Raw genomic sequence first — 15,793 nt, 5'->3', positions numbered from 1 at the left:
GGGAGGGTCCGGGAGGGGGTTACCCCCTCCCGGCCGCCGGAGGCATGCCTTTCTCTTCATCCTCTTCATCCTCTTCCATCTTACATTTTCACATCGTTTACGGCATACTGGCGAAATGCTGACCATTGAGGGGCTGACCAAATCCTACGGCCAAAACGGCTCACCGACCCTGTGCGCCCTGGACGGCGTGAGCTTTGCCGTGCCCAAGGGGGCCTTTGTCTCGCTGGTCGGGCCGTCGGGCTGCGGCAAGTCTACGCTGTTGCAGTGCGTGTGCGGCCTCATGCGCCCGACTTCGGGCCGAGTGACCCTGGAGGGGCGGGAGATTGTCGCGCCGCCGCCGGAGATGGCCCTTATTTTCCAGAACGCCGCGGCCTCGCTTTTTCCCTGGTTCACCATCCTCGGCAACATCCGTTTCGTGCTGCGCCGCCGCCCCGGAAGCAAAGCCGAAAAAATCGCCATCGCCCGGCAGGCCTTGCGCTCGGTCGGACTGGCCGATTTCGCCGGGCATTACCCCTGGCAGCTCTCCGGCGGCATGCAGCAGCGCGCCGCCCTGGCCCGGGGGCTGGCCTATGGGGCCGATATTTTGCTCCTCGACGAGCCTTTTGCCTCGGTGGACGCCCAGACCCGCGAGGACCTGGAAGATTTGCTGGCCGGCGTGGCCCGGGATCAGGGCAAGACCGTGCTGTTCGTCACCCACGACATCGACGAGGCCGTGTACCTCTCCGACACGGTGGTGGTGCTCACCCCGCCGCCGGCCAGGGTGGCGGCGGTGCTGCCCATCGACCTGCCCCACCCCCGGGACCAGATCGCCAGCCGCGAAGACCGGCGCTTCCTCGACGCCCGAAAGGCCATCCATGCGTTGCTGCGCCGTGTGTAAGTGGCAGGGGAAGACGAAGAGTCAGGAGGGGCGTTGCCCCTCCCGAACCCTCCCCACCGGGGGGATGATCCCCCCGGACCCCCGCCATGGGGCACGTGGTTCTGTGTCGTTGCCTAACGCTTCGACCATCTACAACAAGACCGCAACGCCTTTCGGGTGCAACCTCGAACCACGACGCCATGGCCGCTCCGCCCAGTAATCCCCCCCTCCCCATCGAGGGGGGCCGGGGGGGATCAGCCCCCCCGGCCGCCGGAGGCATCCTCCTCCTCATCGCCCTCCTCCTCCTCTGGGAAGCCCTCTCCCGCTGCGCCATCCTCCCGCCGGACGCCGTGCCGCCGGTTTCGGCGGTGGCGGCGGAGCTTGGCCGGTTGCTGGCCTCTGGGGAGCTTGTGGGCCAGGTCGGGCTGACGGCGGGCCGGGCTGTGGCCGGTTTTGCCGTGGGCGGGTGTTGCGGCGTGCTGTTGGGGTTTGCCTGCGGCGTGTTCCCGGGTTTTGGCCGGGCCATGCGGACGACGGTGGAATTTTTGCGCCCCATGCCATCGGTGGCCCTTGTTCCCATTGGCATTTTGTTTCTGGGCCTGGGCTTTGGCTTGTGCGTGGCCGTGGCCGGCTTTGCCTGTGCCTGGCCGGCCTATGTGGCGGCCCTGGCCGGCGCGGGCGCGGCCGGGACGGAACTTCGCGACACGGCCCGGGTGTACGGCCTTGGGCGGTTTGAGCGCATTGTCTTTGTCCGGGCTCCGGCGGCCTTGCCCCACGTCATGGCCGGGCTGCGCACGGGGCTGGCCGTGGCTGTGGCCGTGGCCGTGACCACGGAGATGGCCGCTGCGCCAAACGGGCTTGGCTCGTTTATTCTGGAGTCGTCGTTGGCCGGGCGGCCGCAGCGCATGTACGCCGGCATCGTGGCGGTCGGATTGTTGGGAGCCGGGCTCAATGCCGCTTTTGTGGCCCTGCGGCGGCGGGTGTTGGCCTGGACGCCCGAGGAAGGGCGGCGATGAAACGCCTGTCCGGACTGCTCGTATTTTGCGCCCTGGCCGGGGCCTGGGAGACGCTGTCGCGGTCCGGCCTCGTCTCGCGGCTCTATTTCCCGCCGGTTTCGACCATTGCCGCGACGTTTTGGGACCTGACCGTCTCGGGCCTGCTGCCGGAGCAAGCCCTCTCCACGGTGCTTCGGGCTGTGGCCGGCCTCTTGATTGCCCTGGCCGTCATGGGGCCGCTCGGGCTGGCCATGGGCGTCTCGCGCCGGCTTTCGGCCCTTTTGACCCCAACGGTCGAGCTGCTGCGCCCGGTGCCGCCGCCGGCCGTCATTCCGGCGGCCATGCTGCTGCTTGGCATCGGCACGGGCATGAAACTGGCGGTGATCGTTTTTGCTTGTTCCTTCCCCATCCTGGTCGGGGCGGTGGACGGGGCGCGCGGCGTCGATCCGGGCTTTCGCCTGACCGCCGGCGCTTACGGCCTGACCCGGCGCGACCTGCTCTTCGGGGTCATCCTGCCGGCGGCCGGCCCGAGCGTGGCGGCCGGGTTCCGCTCAGCCCTGCCCATGGCCCTTATTGTGGCCGTGCTCTCGGAGATGGTCGGGGCCACAAGCGGCATCGGCCATTACATCCTGCGCATGCAGCGCACCTTCGCCATCCCCGAGATGTACGCCGGCGTGGCCATGATCGGCCTGTGGGGGCTTTGCCTCAATACCGGCCTGGAACGGGCGCTGGCGCGGCTTTTGCGCTGGCACGCCGGCTGGAAGGGCGGCCGGGACTGAATCCCGGCTACTGCGCCCCCTCAAGCAGCAGCATGGTTGGCCCCCCTGCGGGCGCACGGAGGCCTGGGGTGCCGATGCCAAGCACAGCCGGGTCCTCGATAATCCCTGCCGTCATATTCAGATCGTAGTCCGGATCGTTGTCCCGGATAAAGAGATAGAGATAGTACTGCGCCCCGGCGATCATGGACTGGCCGGCAGGGACGAAATTATTGGTTCCCCAGGCCTCGGCAATGGCCCAATCGCCGGAATCCACGCCGCTAAACGTCGTGCGGTAGGTCTTAAACGGCCGGGATTGGCCGTTTGGCCGCAACTTGACGATGTTGAGCTGGGACGGACTCTTGTCCAGGCCGGAAAAAGCGGCCCGGATGGCGGTCAACGCCCCGGACGTGCAGGTGTAGACGATGCGTTTGACGTTGCTGGCCGGCTCAAAATTGATGACGCGGTAGTCGCGCGACAGGTCCCCGGCTGAAGCCGACTCGGTGGAATACTCCGTCACCGCGATGGACTGGGCGCTGTTGATGGGATTGTCCGTGGGCACGGTGGGGGGATAGGCCAGATCCGAGGCGGACAGCGTCAGCAGGCCCTTATTGACCGGATAGCCGTAAAACGGCAGGGCCGCGTTGTCGTAGCTGGCGTAGAGGGTCCAGCCGCCGCTGGCCTTGTCCATGCCGGACTGCGTCCCGCCGGTGCGGTAATAGAAATTGACCCTAGCCCCGCCTTCCACGCCCTCAATGGCCAAGTCGACCACGGCCGTGGTCGGGTCGGTCAGGCCGGACACGGACTGTCCGCCGCCGTTGGCCACCTTGTACTGCCACAACACGCTGGAGTTGTTGTAGACGGTATTTTCCAACACCAGTTCGCCGGCAAACAGCCGGCCGCAATAGAACCCCTTGATCCATTTGGCCGTGATCCTGGCCTGGGGGTAGCTGCCGCCGCTGGTCAGGTTGTTGCCCTGGAAGCCGTAAGTGAAGGCGTTGTATTTCTCCGAGGAAAAGGCCTTGAAATCGGACAGGCGCACGGCATGGAAAAAGGCTGTCGTGGCCCGGGGCAGGGCATCGGTGATTTCGAAAATGCCGTCGGTGTATTCCATTGCCCCTGAGGCGGAACAGGCCATGCTCGTGCAGCCCTGGACGGTTTCCATGGTCCCCTTGAGCACCAGGGCCTGGGCACTGGTGTCCAGAGTGAAGTGCTCATGGTTCATGTTGAGGGCAAATGCGAGCTGATTGGTACCAGTTTGAGCGCTTCCGGGAACCAACAGTTGATCAACTCCCGTACAGCACGACAATGCCTCCTGTGTTCCTGCCGAAAAATCGTAGTCAAGCGTTCGTTTTGCATCGCTATAATAGAAACGTTTGAGGCTATATTGAAGTTCCGTGTTTTGCGCCAAAGCTTGGACAGCGAAAATACTTAAAACAACAGTCGCTACACTACAGAGAATAGACCTCATATCCATCTCCTTCTGCTTTATAACGGGCCGCGCGTTCCCAGCCGTTTGCCGCAAACAATCGTTAGCATTGCGACGAGTTGCACCATGGCAAAAGAGTCCTGTGGTGTATAATAAAATACACCTGCTGTCTACGGAGCAGCATCACGCTGCAACCGACACAACGGGCTTGACCGGTCTGACTACCCAGACCAACAGTCGGGGGAAGGGGGGAACAATGTTTGCAGGGATGCCGCCATTTTCGATTCCGCCAAACCCGGATTTGTGTCAAAGTGGTGCGACACACGCCACGGGAGGCCCTATGAAAGCCACTGCCTGCGCCTGCTGCGCCCTGCTCCTGTCCTTGCTGGCGGCCACTGCCGCCCTGGCCGCCGATCCGACCGCCATCAAAATCGGCTACATCCCGGTAGGCGACTGCCTGCAATATTACGTGGCCGAGGACCTGGGCTATTTTGCTGCCGAAGGGCTGGCCGCAACCGGTTTGGCCATGAAAGGCGGGGCGGTCATCGCTCCGGCCGTGGAAGGCGGCGAGCTGGCCATCGGCTGGTCCAACACCGTGTCCATCATCCTGGCCCACGCCAAGGGCTTTGACTTTGCCTTTCTGGCTCCCGGAGCCGAGGGAGTGGCCGGCAGCAACGACGTCCACGCCCTGCTGGTCGCGGCCGATGCCAAAATCGCTTCGGTGGCGGATCTGGCCGGCAAGACCGTGGCCATAAACACCCTTGGCAACATCAATGAGGCGGCCATGCGCGCCCTGGCCGAGAAGGCCGGCATCGCCCCGGACGCCATCCGGCTGGTGGAAGTGCCCTTCCCGGACATGGTTTCCGCCCTGGGCAAAGGTTCGGTCCAGGCGGCGCTGGTCCTGGAACCGTTTGTCACCGACGCCGTATCGCGCGGCGCGGCCAAGGTGCTCGATCCCTCGCCCCATGCCGCCTTCGGCAGCCCCTATCTTATCGGCGGCTGGTTCGCCAAAAAGGCCTGGCTCAAGGCCCATCCAACCGAAGCGGCGGCCTTTTTGCGGGCCGTGACCAAGGCCTCGGCCTTTATTGCCGCCCATCCGAACCAGGCCCGGACCATGTTGAGCCAGCGCACCAAGCTGGCCCCGGAACTGGCCGCCAACATCGTGCTGCCGCGCTTTCCCGAAACCCTGGCTCCGGCCGCCCTGACCGGCATCATCGACGTGGCCGCCCGCTATGGCCTGCTGGCCAAGCCGTTCCCGGCCGCCGAGATCCTGGCCGCTCCGGCCGACTGATCGAATCTGGCGGACGGTCCGCCCCGGCGTCTGCCGGGTCGGGCCGCCCGTCCTGCCGTTCCCGGCCGGGATGCCGATGCTTCGGCCCGCCAGCCCGGTCGCTGACCTTCCTCCGAAGATTATTCGGCACAGGCCGGTACGCAAAAAAAGTTGCCGGGCGGCTTGACCACCCGGCCGAAAGTCCTATTTGAGAAGTCGGGCACGGCCAAACGAACGATGCTCCCAGCCTCCCCTGCCGCCGGCGCCGACGAAACGTCGCCAAAACCGAACATCCGGCTGGTCCTGTCCGACAGGCACACCGCCACCTTGCCAAAACCGGCGAAAACGCCTTGGCAAGCAGCCGAGAACCTCCCTCGCTACCGCCTGTATTTGCTCATTTTTGTGCCCCTGAGCCACCGAATTTGATTTTGTGCTTTACGGTAGTCCATTTTGTAACTATGAAAAAACCCCCCTTAATGAGAATTCGATCATTCGGAGTAGACCATGTGCCGCTTATTCGCCCTCAGCAGCCGGGACCCAGTGTCCCCCATGCGCGCCATCGAGGCGCTTAACGTCATGAAGGAAGGGCACGACGGATCAGGCGTTGGCCTGTTCCTCTCCGACCTTGGCGGCCCCTTCGGTGAAATGAAGGACGCACCCATCCTCTCCGGAATTTTTACCGACGAAGGCTTAAACCGCGTTGACGCCTTCATGGGCGAACGCGGCTTCGTCACCCGCTACACCCTGGAGCTGATCCCCCAGACCAAGGCGCCGCTTGGCACCCCCATCCGGGGCACCTACCTGGCCCGGGCCTACGAGGCCCCGGCCGACCTCAAGGCCAAACCGCAGGCCGAGCGCGAACTGGTCTACATGCTCATGCGCGTGGAACTGCGCCGCATGGGCGAGGACTCCGAGGCCATCCGCGTCTTCTCCTTCTGGCCCGACACCGTCATGGTCAAGGAAGTCGGCGACCCCATGGCCATCGGCGAATACCTGGGCCTTGCCCGCCCGGAACTCGACTGCCGCCGCATCCTGGCCCAGGGCCGGCAGAACACCAACTACGCCATCAATCTCTACGCCTGCCATCCGTTTTTCCTGCAGGGCGTATGCACCATGACCAACGGCGAAAACACGGCCTTTGTGCCCATCCGGGAATACCTGCTCTCGCGCGGGTTCCCCGGCTACATGGGCTATCAGTCCGATTCCGAAGTCTTCGCCCATATCATGCATTATACGATCAACCGGCTGCAGCTTGGCATCGAATACTACAAGCACGTCATCACGCCGCTGTCCGATAGCGAAATGGAAGGGCACGCCGACCGGGCGCTGTTGGCCCGCATCAAGCAGACCTGCCGCAAGCTCATCATCGACGGTCCCAACTGCGTCATCGGCTGCCTGCCCGACAAGACCATGTTCATGGTCCAGGACCGCAAGAAGCTGCGGCCCGGCGTGGTCGGCGGCAAGCCCGGCATCTTTGCCTTCTCTTCGGAAATCTGCGGCCTCGACGCGGCCATCCCCGACCGCGACCAGTACGCCGATTTTCAACCCATGCACCTGGATACAGCCATCGTGCGCCCCGAATGCCAAGAGGTCACCATATGCAATCAGCTGCAGTCATTACCCCGTCCACACTAAGCGTCAACGACCTGCCCTGGCAGATTGAGTGGGACAAGAACACCTGCACCCTGTGCGGGCGCTGCACGGCGGTGTGTCCGGTAAACGCCATCGAACTTGGCGTCCATCGCAAGCGGACCGTCGAGGCCACCCCGGCTTTGGCCAAAAAGCCCACCAATTCCTATGCCATTTACCATGGCATCCGCCAGCGCACCGATCCGGCCTACCGCTGCATCGGCTGCGCCATGTGCAACATGGTCTGCCCCAATAACTCCATTGCTCCCAGACTCCGTCCGGAAGCAACGACGCTCAAGTTCCACAACAACCGGGGCGGCGCGGCCCGCACCCGGGGCGGGCGGCGAAACGACGGCGGCAGCCTGCTCGACCAGATCAAATTCATCCGCATCTCCATGCTCACCGACCCGGCCCTGGACGCCGGCCGCCACGAGTTCGAGCTGCGTACGCTTCTCGGCCGCATCCAGCCCCCCGAGGAAGGCCTCGCCGCCCTGGCGGACAATGCCTGGGTGCCGGCGGTGCGCGAAATCTATCCGCTGATGATCGGCTCCATGTCCTTTGGCGCGCTCTCCCCCAACATGTGGGAAGGCCTCGTCATGGGCGTGACCTATCTCAACGAGGAGATGGGCATGCCGGTGCGCATGTGCACCGGCGAAGGCGGCTGTCCGCCGCGCCTGCTCCGCTCGCGCTTTCTCAAGTACATGATCCTGCAAGTCGCCTCGGGCTACTTCGGCTGGGATGAAATCATCAAAGCCCTGCCCGACATGAAGGAAGACCCCTGCGCCATCGAGATCAAGTACGGCCAGGGAGCCAAGCCCGGCGACGGCGGCCTGCTCATGTGGTACAAGGTCAACAAGCTCATCGCCGCCATCCGCGGCGTGCCCCAGGGCGTGTCCCTGCCAAGCCCGCCGACCCACCAGACCCAGTATTCCATTGAGGAATCCGTGGCCAAGATGATCCAGTCCATGTCCATGGCCTGGGGATTTCGCGTCCCGGTCTACCCCAAGATCTCCGGCACCACGACCGCGACGGCAGTGCTCAACAACCTCGTGCGCAACCCCTACGCCGCGGGCCTGGCCATCGACGGCGAGGACGGCGGCACCGGCGCGGCCTACAACGTCTCCATGAACCACATGGGCCACCCCATCGCCACCAACCTGCGCGACTGCTACGAAAACTTGGTCATCTCCGGCAAGCAGAACGAGATTCCGCTCATGGCCGGCGGCGGCATCGGCAAAAACGGCAATCTGGCCGCCAACGCCGCCGCCCTGATCATGCTCGGCGCCAGCGCCGTGCAGTCCGGCAAGTACATCATGCAGTCCGCGGCCGGGTGCGTGGGTTCCGAGCACGACCGCTGCAACGTCTGCAACATCGGCGTGTGCCCCAAGGGCATCACCTCCCAGGACCCGCGCGTGTACCGCCGGCTCGATCCCGAAAAGGTGGCCGAGCGTCTGGTTGACGTCTTCCTGTCCTTCGACACCGAACTGCGCAAGATCGTCGCCCCGCTGGGTCGCTCCACCTCGCTCCCCATCGGCATGTCCGACGGTCTGGGCATCAGCGACTACCACGTGGCCGAGCGGCTCAAGATCAAATACGTGGTCTAACCCGGGCGTCATACCCCTACGCACCAAGGCAGCAAGACATGGCACACCAGACCGTCACCATACACGGCATTGTTAACGGCCACCGGGTCGAATCGCGTCTTCTGGAAGAGCACATCCAGCAGGCCGTGACCCAGGGCGCGCGCGATCTCACTGTCGAAGCCTCCGGCCAGCACGGCATTGGCGGGCGTTTGTGGGTTTCGCGCAGCGAACCCGTCACCCTGCGCATCACCGGCTCGCCGGGCCAGCGCACCGGGTCCATGGGCTTCCCCGGCACCAAGATCCTCATTGAAGGCTCGGTCTCCGACGACATCGGCTGGCTCAACGCCGGGGCCGAGATCGTGGTGCGCGGCAACGCCGGCAACGGGGCCTGCAACGCCATGGCCCAGGGCAAGGTCATGATCGCCGGCAACATCGGTTCGCGCGGCATGACCATGACCAAGCAGAACCCGAAATACGACGCCCCGGAGCTGTTCGTTCTCGGCAGCGTGGGCGACTATTTCGCCGAGTTCATGGCCGGCGGCACGGCTGTTGTCTGCGGCCACAATCCGCAAAACCCGGACAACGTGCTCGGCTATCGCCCCTGCGTCGGCATGGTCGGCGGACGCATCTTCTTCCGCGGGCCGTACAAGGGCTTCTCCCTGGCCGACGCCAAGCTCGTGCCCGTTGACGACGCCGCCTATGCCTGGCTGACTGAAAATCTGAGCAAGTTCCTGGCCGCCATCGGCCAGCCGGAACTGTTTGATTCCCTGGCCGGGCGCGACGACTGGCAGCTTATTCTGGCCCGCAGCCCGTACGAAAAGACCGGCAAAGTGCGCCGGGCCATCAGCGATTTCCGGGCCAACGTCTGGGATGCCGAACTCGGTCGCGGCGGCCTGATCGGCGATCTCGACGATTCCGACCGGACCCCTGTCGGCCTGATCGTCAGCGGCGAACTGCGCCGCTTCGTGCCGGTCTGGGAAAACAAGAAATATCTGTCCCCCTGTCAGGCCAGCTGCCCCACCGGCATCCCGGTGCAGGAGCGCTGGCAGCTCGTGCGCGACGGCCTTATGGACGAGGCCATGGATCTGGCCCTGGCCTACACGCCCTTCCCGGCCACCATCTGCGGCTATCTGTGCCCCAACCTGTGCATGCAGGGCTGCACCCGCAATGTCGGCAACCTGAAGCCCCTTGATACGGCCCTGCTCGGCAAGGCCAACGCCAAGGCCGGCAAGATGCCCAAGCTCCCGGAACTGTCCGGCAAGCGCGTGGCCGTCATCGGCGGCGGTCCGGCCGGCATGTCCGTGGCCTGGCAGCTGCGGTTGGCCGGCCACGAGGCCATCATCTACGATCCGTCGGAAAAGCTTGGCGGCAAGATCACGGCCGCCATTCCGTCCAGCCGCATCCCCTCCGAGGTGCTGGAGGCCGAAATCGCCCGAGCCCGGGAGATTTTGCCGCACATCCAGCTGCAAAAGACGATTTCCGCCGACGAGTTCGCCCAGATCGTCACCGACTTCGACTACGTGGTGCTGGCCATCGGAGCCAACAAGCCCCGCATCCTGCCGGTCCCCGGCAAGGAGCTGGCCACCCCGGCCCTGACCTTCTTAAAGGCCGCCAAAAAGGGCACGGCCAAGGTCGGCAAGCGCGTGGTCATCATCGGGGCCGGCAACGTCGGCTGCGACGTGGCCACCGAGGCCGCCCGCTTCGGAGCCGAATCCATTACGCTCATCGACATCCAAAAGCCCGCCGCCTTTGGCAAGGAACGCCACGACGCCGAAGCCGTTGGCGCGGTCTTCAAGTATCCCTGCTTCACCAAGGAGATCACGGCCGAAGGGGTCATGCTCCAGTCCGGGGAACTCGTCCCGGCCGACACCGTGATCCTGTCCGTTGGCGACGTGCCGGACATCGAGTTCCTCGGCGACACCATTGCCACCGAGCGCGGCCATGTGAAGGTCAGCCCCATCTACCAGACCACCAATCCCAAGGTGTTCGCCATCGGCGACATCGTCAAACCCGGCCTGCTCACCCAGGCCATCGGCATGGGCCGCGACGCTGCCCGGGCCATTGACGAAATCCTCACCGGCAAACGGCCGTGCGAGGACACCCGCCAGATGATCGACTACAAGCGGGCCAAGCTCGAATACTTTGACCCGCGCGTCATGGAGTTTAACGACCTGACCAGCTGCGCCAGCCAGTGCTCGTCCTGCGGGGCGTGTCGCGACTGCGGCCTGTGCGAAACGATCTGCCCGGTTGGGGCGATTTCGCGGCAGCAGAAGGAAGGCAAGGAATTCGCCATGGTGTCGGACCCGGACAAGTGCATCGGCTGCGGCTTCTGCGGCAACGCCTGCCCCTGCGGCGTCTGGAGCATCGTGGCGAACACGCCGTTGGTGTAGTTGGGAATAAAAGAGAATCAGGGGCGCTGCCCCTGAGACCCCGCCGGGGGGATCATCCCCCCGGACCCCTGGAATGGAAAAAATTGAGCGGGCCGTCTCGGAAGAGGCGGCCCGCTTTTTACAGACAGCCAACGCGTCTGTGGCCAACCTGCCAACGGCTCTATCGGCGCGCTTATGCCATGGTTTGGCCCACCGGTCTTGCAAATGAAGTCAATCCTGCAACGCTTCCCGGGGCATTTTACCATCCATGAGCAGCAAGAGCCGGCCGACTTGATGGCTGGCGGGGTGGAGAAAGGCGGCTGATGCTGCTGGCTCATGGAGCGCCCCCGCGATGTGCCATGCCTGACAACCTCGGGCGATCATTGCTGTATGCGATGAAGGCGTCATGTTTGAATACTTAAGAATTTACTGATACATGCGGACAGAAACCCCTCCGTGTCCCGTTGTTCAACTGTTGAGCAAGAGCAGATCGAGCTGGGGCTGGGGCGGCCCTGGCGGCGTGACCGGGGCGAGGCGCGTTGCCTCGACTACGGCCAAAAGTTGGGCCAGCTCCTGCCGCTTGGCTGCGTATTGCGCATAGTTGGGGCTGCCGCTGTTGGCCACGTTGTCCAGTTCATCCGGATCGACCGCGTTTCCCGTTCCATCCCGCAGGCAGTACATTTCGTACGTTTCGGCCGCGACTCCGGCAGGGTCATAGTAGCGGGCGTATTTCCATTCTCCGTCGGCGTCCTTGTGGATGATGCAACGGATGTGACACGGCTCGGTAATGAAGGGAGGCGCGGAGATCTGCCCGGCGTATTCGTCGTCGAACGTGAAGAGGATGGTGTCCTGGACCTGGGACGCGGCGCCCGTAAGGACAGGCGTCAAGTCCTTGCCCGGCAGGTACGACCACTTCCATTTGGGAATGCCGCACAGGCTGGACAGGGTGGGAACCATGTCTATCAGTGTGGCGTAGGCCGTGGTTTGCCGGGCGGCCGGAAACAGAAGCGGATTGGAAAAAATCAACGGGATGTTGACGCATTCCTCGTAGACATTGAACATCTTTTGGCGCAGGCCGCCATGGGCCAGGCCCAGTTCACCGTGGTCGGTGGTGCGCACCACGACCGTGGATTCGGTCAGGCCCTGATTCGCGAGGGTTTGCAGGATCGTATTGAACTGAGCATCAATGACCGTTTGCAGGTATCCGTAAAAATTAACGTAGTTGAGCTGTTCTTGAGGCAAGACGAGGGTGCCCAGCCCGCTGGCGTAGAGTTTCAGCGCCTGCTTCTGGACAACGGGTTTGAGCGAGAGGTCGTCTGCATCGTGCGAGTCCGGCACACCGATGCCCATATCGAGGTTGGCCGTATTCTTGTAGCAGTTGTCCGTGCAGCTTTCCTGGTCCCACAGTCCGGGATAGGCCAGGATGTCGTGGGGATTGCCCAGGGAAACGACCAGGCAAAAAGGTTTGGCCTGGGTTTTTCCCGGGGTCATGGTCTGGAGATAGGTCACGGCCTGCTCCACGATGGGCGCGTCCATGTCTGGGCACCCGCCCGCCAGCGTGTTCACGTCGAGGGCTTCGGCCACATCCGTGGGAACCCACCCCTGGAAACCGAATTGCGCCAAATCGTCGCTCGTGGGCGTGCCGCCGTCGGCCCCTTTGGACAGATGCCATTTTCCCCGCAACTGCACGTCGTAGCCGGCCTCGACGAGCAGGTGGGCTAGGTTGCGCAGATCCGGGGAAAGGGTGGTCTCGACGCCGCCTTCGGCCAGGGTCATGGTCACGCCATGCTGGGCGGGATAGAGCCCGGTAAACAGGCTGCCCCGGCTGGGCGAGCACATGGAGGCGCTGCAAAAGGCCCGGGAGAAATCCAGGCCGTTGGCCAGAAGGCGCGCTCGCGCCTTGTTGAGGTTGGCCTCGGCCCAGCCGTCGGGCCAGTTCCGGGGATAGCGCTCCTGGTCGCTGATCAGGATGAGCAGGTTGGGTCTGGCCGGGAGCGCGGCGGCCTTTGCCTGGGCCGGGCCACCGGCCATGGCGGGCAGTCCGGGCAGGGCCGAGGCCACGACGCCCAGTGTCAGGACTTGGGCCGAGCCCTTGAGAAACTCGCGTCGGGTGACGGTTGGCATGGCATGGTCTGTCATGGTGCGTTTCTCCTTGCAGCGGATTCGTCCGTCACGCGTCGAAAGGCTGGTTGTCGCCGGATGACGTCGGCCATGGCAGCCAGTTCCGGGCCGGCATGGCGAAAAAAGCCCTTGAAGCCCTGGCACAGGTACGGCGCGGTCAAGGCTCCCGGGGGGGCTACCTGCAGGCGATCCTTGGGGCAGCCGCCGCCGCAGGCGAAAAGATCGGGGCATTGCCGGCAGAGGGCAGGAAGCGTCGCGGCCTTGACCGCGCCGAAGGCCGCCAGGACCGGACTGGCCAGCAGTTCGGACAGGGATTGCCGGGCCAGGCTGCCCAGATAATTGGTTTCGTCCACGAAATGATCGCAGGCATACAGGCTGCCGTCGTGCTCGAGCACCAGGGCTCGGCCGCAGTCCCGGGCCATGGCGCAAATTGCCCCGGACTGGCCCAGATGGGCGGCCAGGGCGGCGTCGAAATGGCCGACGTATACCCGGCCGACATCCTCACGTCGCCAGACATCCCACACCCGCGACAGGAAAGAACCGAACGCAGCCGGGGTGACGCTGGCCGAGCACAGGCTCCCTGCGCCGTCGGCGACGATGGGAATGAACTGGATGAACGTGGCCCCGGCCGCGTCGCGCAAAAAACGGTAGACGTCCTCGGGATGCTCCTGGTTGGCGGCGTGGACCGCGCACAGGATGTTGTAGGCGACGCCGTGCTCCCGCAAGCGCGTCAGACCGGCCATGACCTCTGCATGGGTCGGCTGGCCGGCGCGACGGCGGTAGGCGTCGTGACATGCAGCGGGTCCGTCGAGACTCACGCCGACCAGGAATGCGTTTTGGGCAAAAAACCGCGCAAAATCACGATCGATCAAGGTGGCATTGGTCTGTACGGCCTGGCAGGCCCGCTTGCCTGCCGGCGTGTGGCGACGCGCCAGGCGCACGACCTGTTCAAAGAAGGGAAGGCCGGCCAGAAGCGGCTCGCCACCCTGCCAGGCAAAGGGAACATCCGGCCCGGGATGGAGTTCGAGATAGCTTTTTATGAAGCGTTCAACCACACGCCGGCCCATGCGCGGGTGTGGGTCTTTGAAAAGCCGTCGTTTGGTTCGATAAAAGCAGTAGGAGCAGGTCAGGTTACAATCCGGTCCGGCCGGCTTGACCATGACGGTGAACCCTTGACGGGTAAACGTGCCGGCGGCGTCTTTCTCCGGGGGATGGTTTCCCATCAAGAGCGTCCTTCGCGCCCGCTAGCTGGTGGAGCAGGCAACTCGCTGGGACGTATCCCGATCCAAGGGAGATTGTCCAGGCTCCTCTATCCGGTCAATTCGAGCCAGCGACGCCTGCATCGCACAGATATAGTATGTAAAGCCGAAGACAATGGCGGCAACATGTCGGTTTTCAGGTCACATGCCTGCTGTTGATTGCAGAGAGGAACTTTCAAAACCAATACGTCTTTCTGTATACCGTTACGGCAACAGGAAGTAGCCTGTCTTGTCGGTGCGCGGCCAGACGCAGGCAGGACGTTTCTTCGCCCAAAGCAGTCACGACGCTGGCTATACACTCGACATCATTACATTTTAAGCCGAGTACGGCAGTCTGCCATCTTGAAATGCATTGACCCAGCGCAACGCAACGATTCGAGACCGCTGCGTCATTCTTGCAAGGAGCTGTTTGTCACGTTTATCGGGGCTGCGAGGCGGGAGTCGTGTCCGATTTTGCTCCAGGCCCAGTATGTTTCCATCTCGTTAGCCGCATGTGCCAGCCAAAGGGGCCACATCCGCCGAGGAAGCGACCGTGAGATCCTGCCCCACGAAGGGTGTCCGTCCGTTAAGCGACGATCCCGGAGCCGTGTTTCCCTGTTTGCAGCGTATCCAACTGAAATCATAAAGGGGCCACCCGGATCAGGGGTAACCCCAGCATATCCAATAAACTGAGGAGAATCGTGCCATGGTGACTACTTCTGGCGTTTCGCCACCCCAATGGCGACAACGCTGTCCGATGCCTTCACATGCCGGTAGACGATTTCAAGGGTATCCTTGTTCGCAATCTTGCAATCAAAAAAACCATCGGTATCGGAGGCGTACATATATTTTCCGTCAGGAGTGATCATGGCGATAAACTTCTCTGATCCACGGGCAGACGTGTACGTCCCCGTCACAAAGCGATCTTCCTGACTGGAAATGTCAATTTGCCCTTTCAAAACCCTCTGCCCAACAGTCCAATGGGTTTCTTTCCCTTCCTTTTCAGCATTGAGCATCATACCGCCTGACGACTCGACATTCCATTTCCCGATCAGCGAAGGAACTTTCCCGCCAGCCAAAGCCAATGATGCAGTCAGGATCAATGAAAAACAGAACGCAATAGCAACTTTGAGCTTCATACCTTGTTCTCCTGGTAGATAAATTGTTCATGCTGCCATAGCGACAATCCCGCCTCAACTCTACAGGTCAGCCTTTTTCTAACCTTGAAATAATCCCACAAAAAACACTCAAGGGCAAGAAGCAGATCGGCAGGGAATCCCCAGCAGACACCCTGCGATGCCAGGAACGTCAGAAAAGGGACGGAGCCGGCCCAGGAAGATCAACCGACCCGGTACTATCCCGTCCCCCATGGCTTCCTCGCCGAGTTCCTGCGGCAAACACTGTATCAGGGTCAGCCTTCGGCGCCGGCGACGAGGACCGGGGCAGTGATCGACTCCCTGCTTCCGATTTTTTACTGAGGCTGTACCCAAAATGTCCAAAAATCCAAAACGGGGGAGATCGCTTGAAAATTCCACAAGCGCCCATGGT

11 protein-coding genes are annotated in these 15,793 nt (G+C 63.2%); 7 read left to right on the top strand and 4 right to left on the bottom strand.

All coding sequences use genetic code 11. The features are described from left to right. Nucleotides 1-115 precede the first annotated feature (115 nt). The 3 genes from NY78_RS07950 to NY78_RS07940 all read left to right on the top strand — a co-directional run bounded on the left by NY78_RS07950 (nt 116) and on the right by NY78_RS07940 (nt 2,630). On the top strand, nt 116-877 hold the full coding sequence (locus NY78_RS07950) for an ABC transporter ATP-binding protein (protein ID WP_043634025.1): 762 nt from the start codon (nt 116-118) through the stop codon (nt 875-877). A 179-nt stretch (nt 878-1,056) separates the two neighbouring features. Continuing rightward, on the top strand, nt 1,057-1,872 hold the full coding sequence (locus tag NY78_RS07945; protein WP_156180887.1) for an ABC transporter permease: 816 nt from the start codon (nt 1,057-1,059) through the stop codon (nt 1,870-1,872). After that, a complete protein-coding gene (locus tag NY78_RS07940) occupies nt 1,869-2,630 on the top strand; it encodes an ABC transporter permease (RefSeq protein WP_043634022.1) in 762 nt (253 codons plus the stop codon). The genes NY78_RS07945 and NY78_RS07940 overlap by 4 nt, the downstream gene beginning before the upstream one ends. A 7-nt stretch (nt 2,631-2,637) precedes the next feature. On the opposite strand, the gene NY78_RS07935 is transcribed toward NY78_RS07940, so the two are convergent. Continuing rightward, nucleotides 2,638-3,831 carry a hypothetical protein gene (locus NY78_RS07935; protein WP_043634019.1) on the bottom strand — a complete coding sequence of 398 codons (1,194 nt, stop codon included), beginning with the start codon at nt 3,829-3,831 and terminating at the stop codon, nt 2,638-2,640. A gap of 544 nt (nt 3,832-4,375) precedes the next feature. Here NY78_RS07935 and NY78_RS07930 point away from each other — a divergent pair. The 4 genes from NY78_RS07930 (at nt 4,376) to NY78_RS07915 (ending at nt 10,907) form a co-directional block, all read left to right on the top strand. Further along, on the top strand, nt 4,376-5,326 hold the full coding sequence (locus NY78_RS07930; protein WP_043634018.1) for an ABC transporter substrate-binding protein: 951 nt from the start codon (nt 4,376-4,378) through the stop codon (nt 5,324-5,326). A gap of 483 nt (nt 5,327-5,809) precedes the next feature. Further along, nucleotides 5,810-6,940: a glutamate synthase gene (locus NY78_RS07925; RefSeq protein ID WP_043634015.1), complete on the top strand. Its 1,131-nt coding sequence runs from the start codon at nt 5,810-5,812 to the stop codon at nt 6,938-6,940. Continuing rightward, complete coding sequence (locus tag NY78_RS07920) at nt 6,904-8,538, top strand: glutamate synthase-related protein (RefSeq protein WP_043634013.1); 1,635 nt, start codon at nt 6,904-6,906, stop codon at nt 8,536-8,538. Before NY78_RS07925 ends, NY78_RS07920 begins: the two co-directional genes overlap by 37 nt. A gap of 38 nt (nt 8,539-8,576) precedes the next feature. Then, the gene (locus tag NY78_RS07915) at nt 8,577-10,907 is read left to right on the top strand and encodes an FAD-dependent oxidoreductase (RefSeq protein ID WP_043634010.1); all 2,331 of its coding nucleotides are present in this window, start codon (nt 8,577-8,579) and stop codon (nt 10,905-10,907) included. A 447-nt stretch (nt 10,908-11,354) separates the two neighbouring features. Here the strand turns inward: NY78_RS07915 and NY78_RS07910 are convergent, their stop codons facing one another. The 3 genes from NY78_RS07910 to NY78_RS07900 form a co-directional block, all read right to left on the bottom strand. Beyond that, nucleotides 11,355-13,025, bottom strand: coding sequence for a sulfatase-like hydrolase/transferase (locus tag NY78_RS07910; RefSeq protein WP_047960080.1), 1,671 nt, complete (start codon nt 13,023-13,025; stop codon nt 11,355-11,357). Further along, nucleotides 13,022-14,230 (bottom strand): anaerobic sulfatase maturase, encoded by a 1,209-nt coding sequence (locus tag NY78_RS07905; protein ID WP_053062158.1) that lies wholly within the window; start codon nt 14,228-14,230, stop codon nt 13,022-13,024. The genes NY78_RS07910 and NY78_RS07905 overlap by 4 nt, the downstream gene beginning before the upstream one ends. Before the next feature lie 728 nt (nt 14,231-14,958). Next, entirely contained in the window at nt 14,959-15,384 is a 426-nt protein-coding gene (locus tag NY78_RS07900; RefSeq protein ID WP_043634007.1) for a hypothetical protein, read from the bottom strand. Nucleotides 15,385-15,793: the final 409 nt, after the last annotated feature.

This window comes from Desulfovibrio sp. TomC (assembly GCF_000801335.2).
Classification (GTDB): Bacteria; Desulfobacterota; Desulfovibrionia; order Desulfovibrionales; family Desulfovibrionaceae; genus Solidesulfovibrio.
Note: the sequence above shows the minus strand (reverse complement) of the source record. Positions and strands in the feature narration are given on the sequence as shown.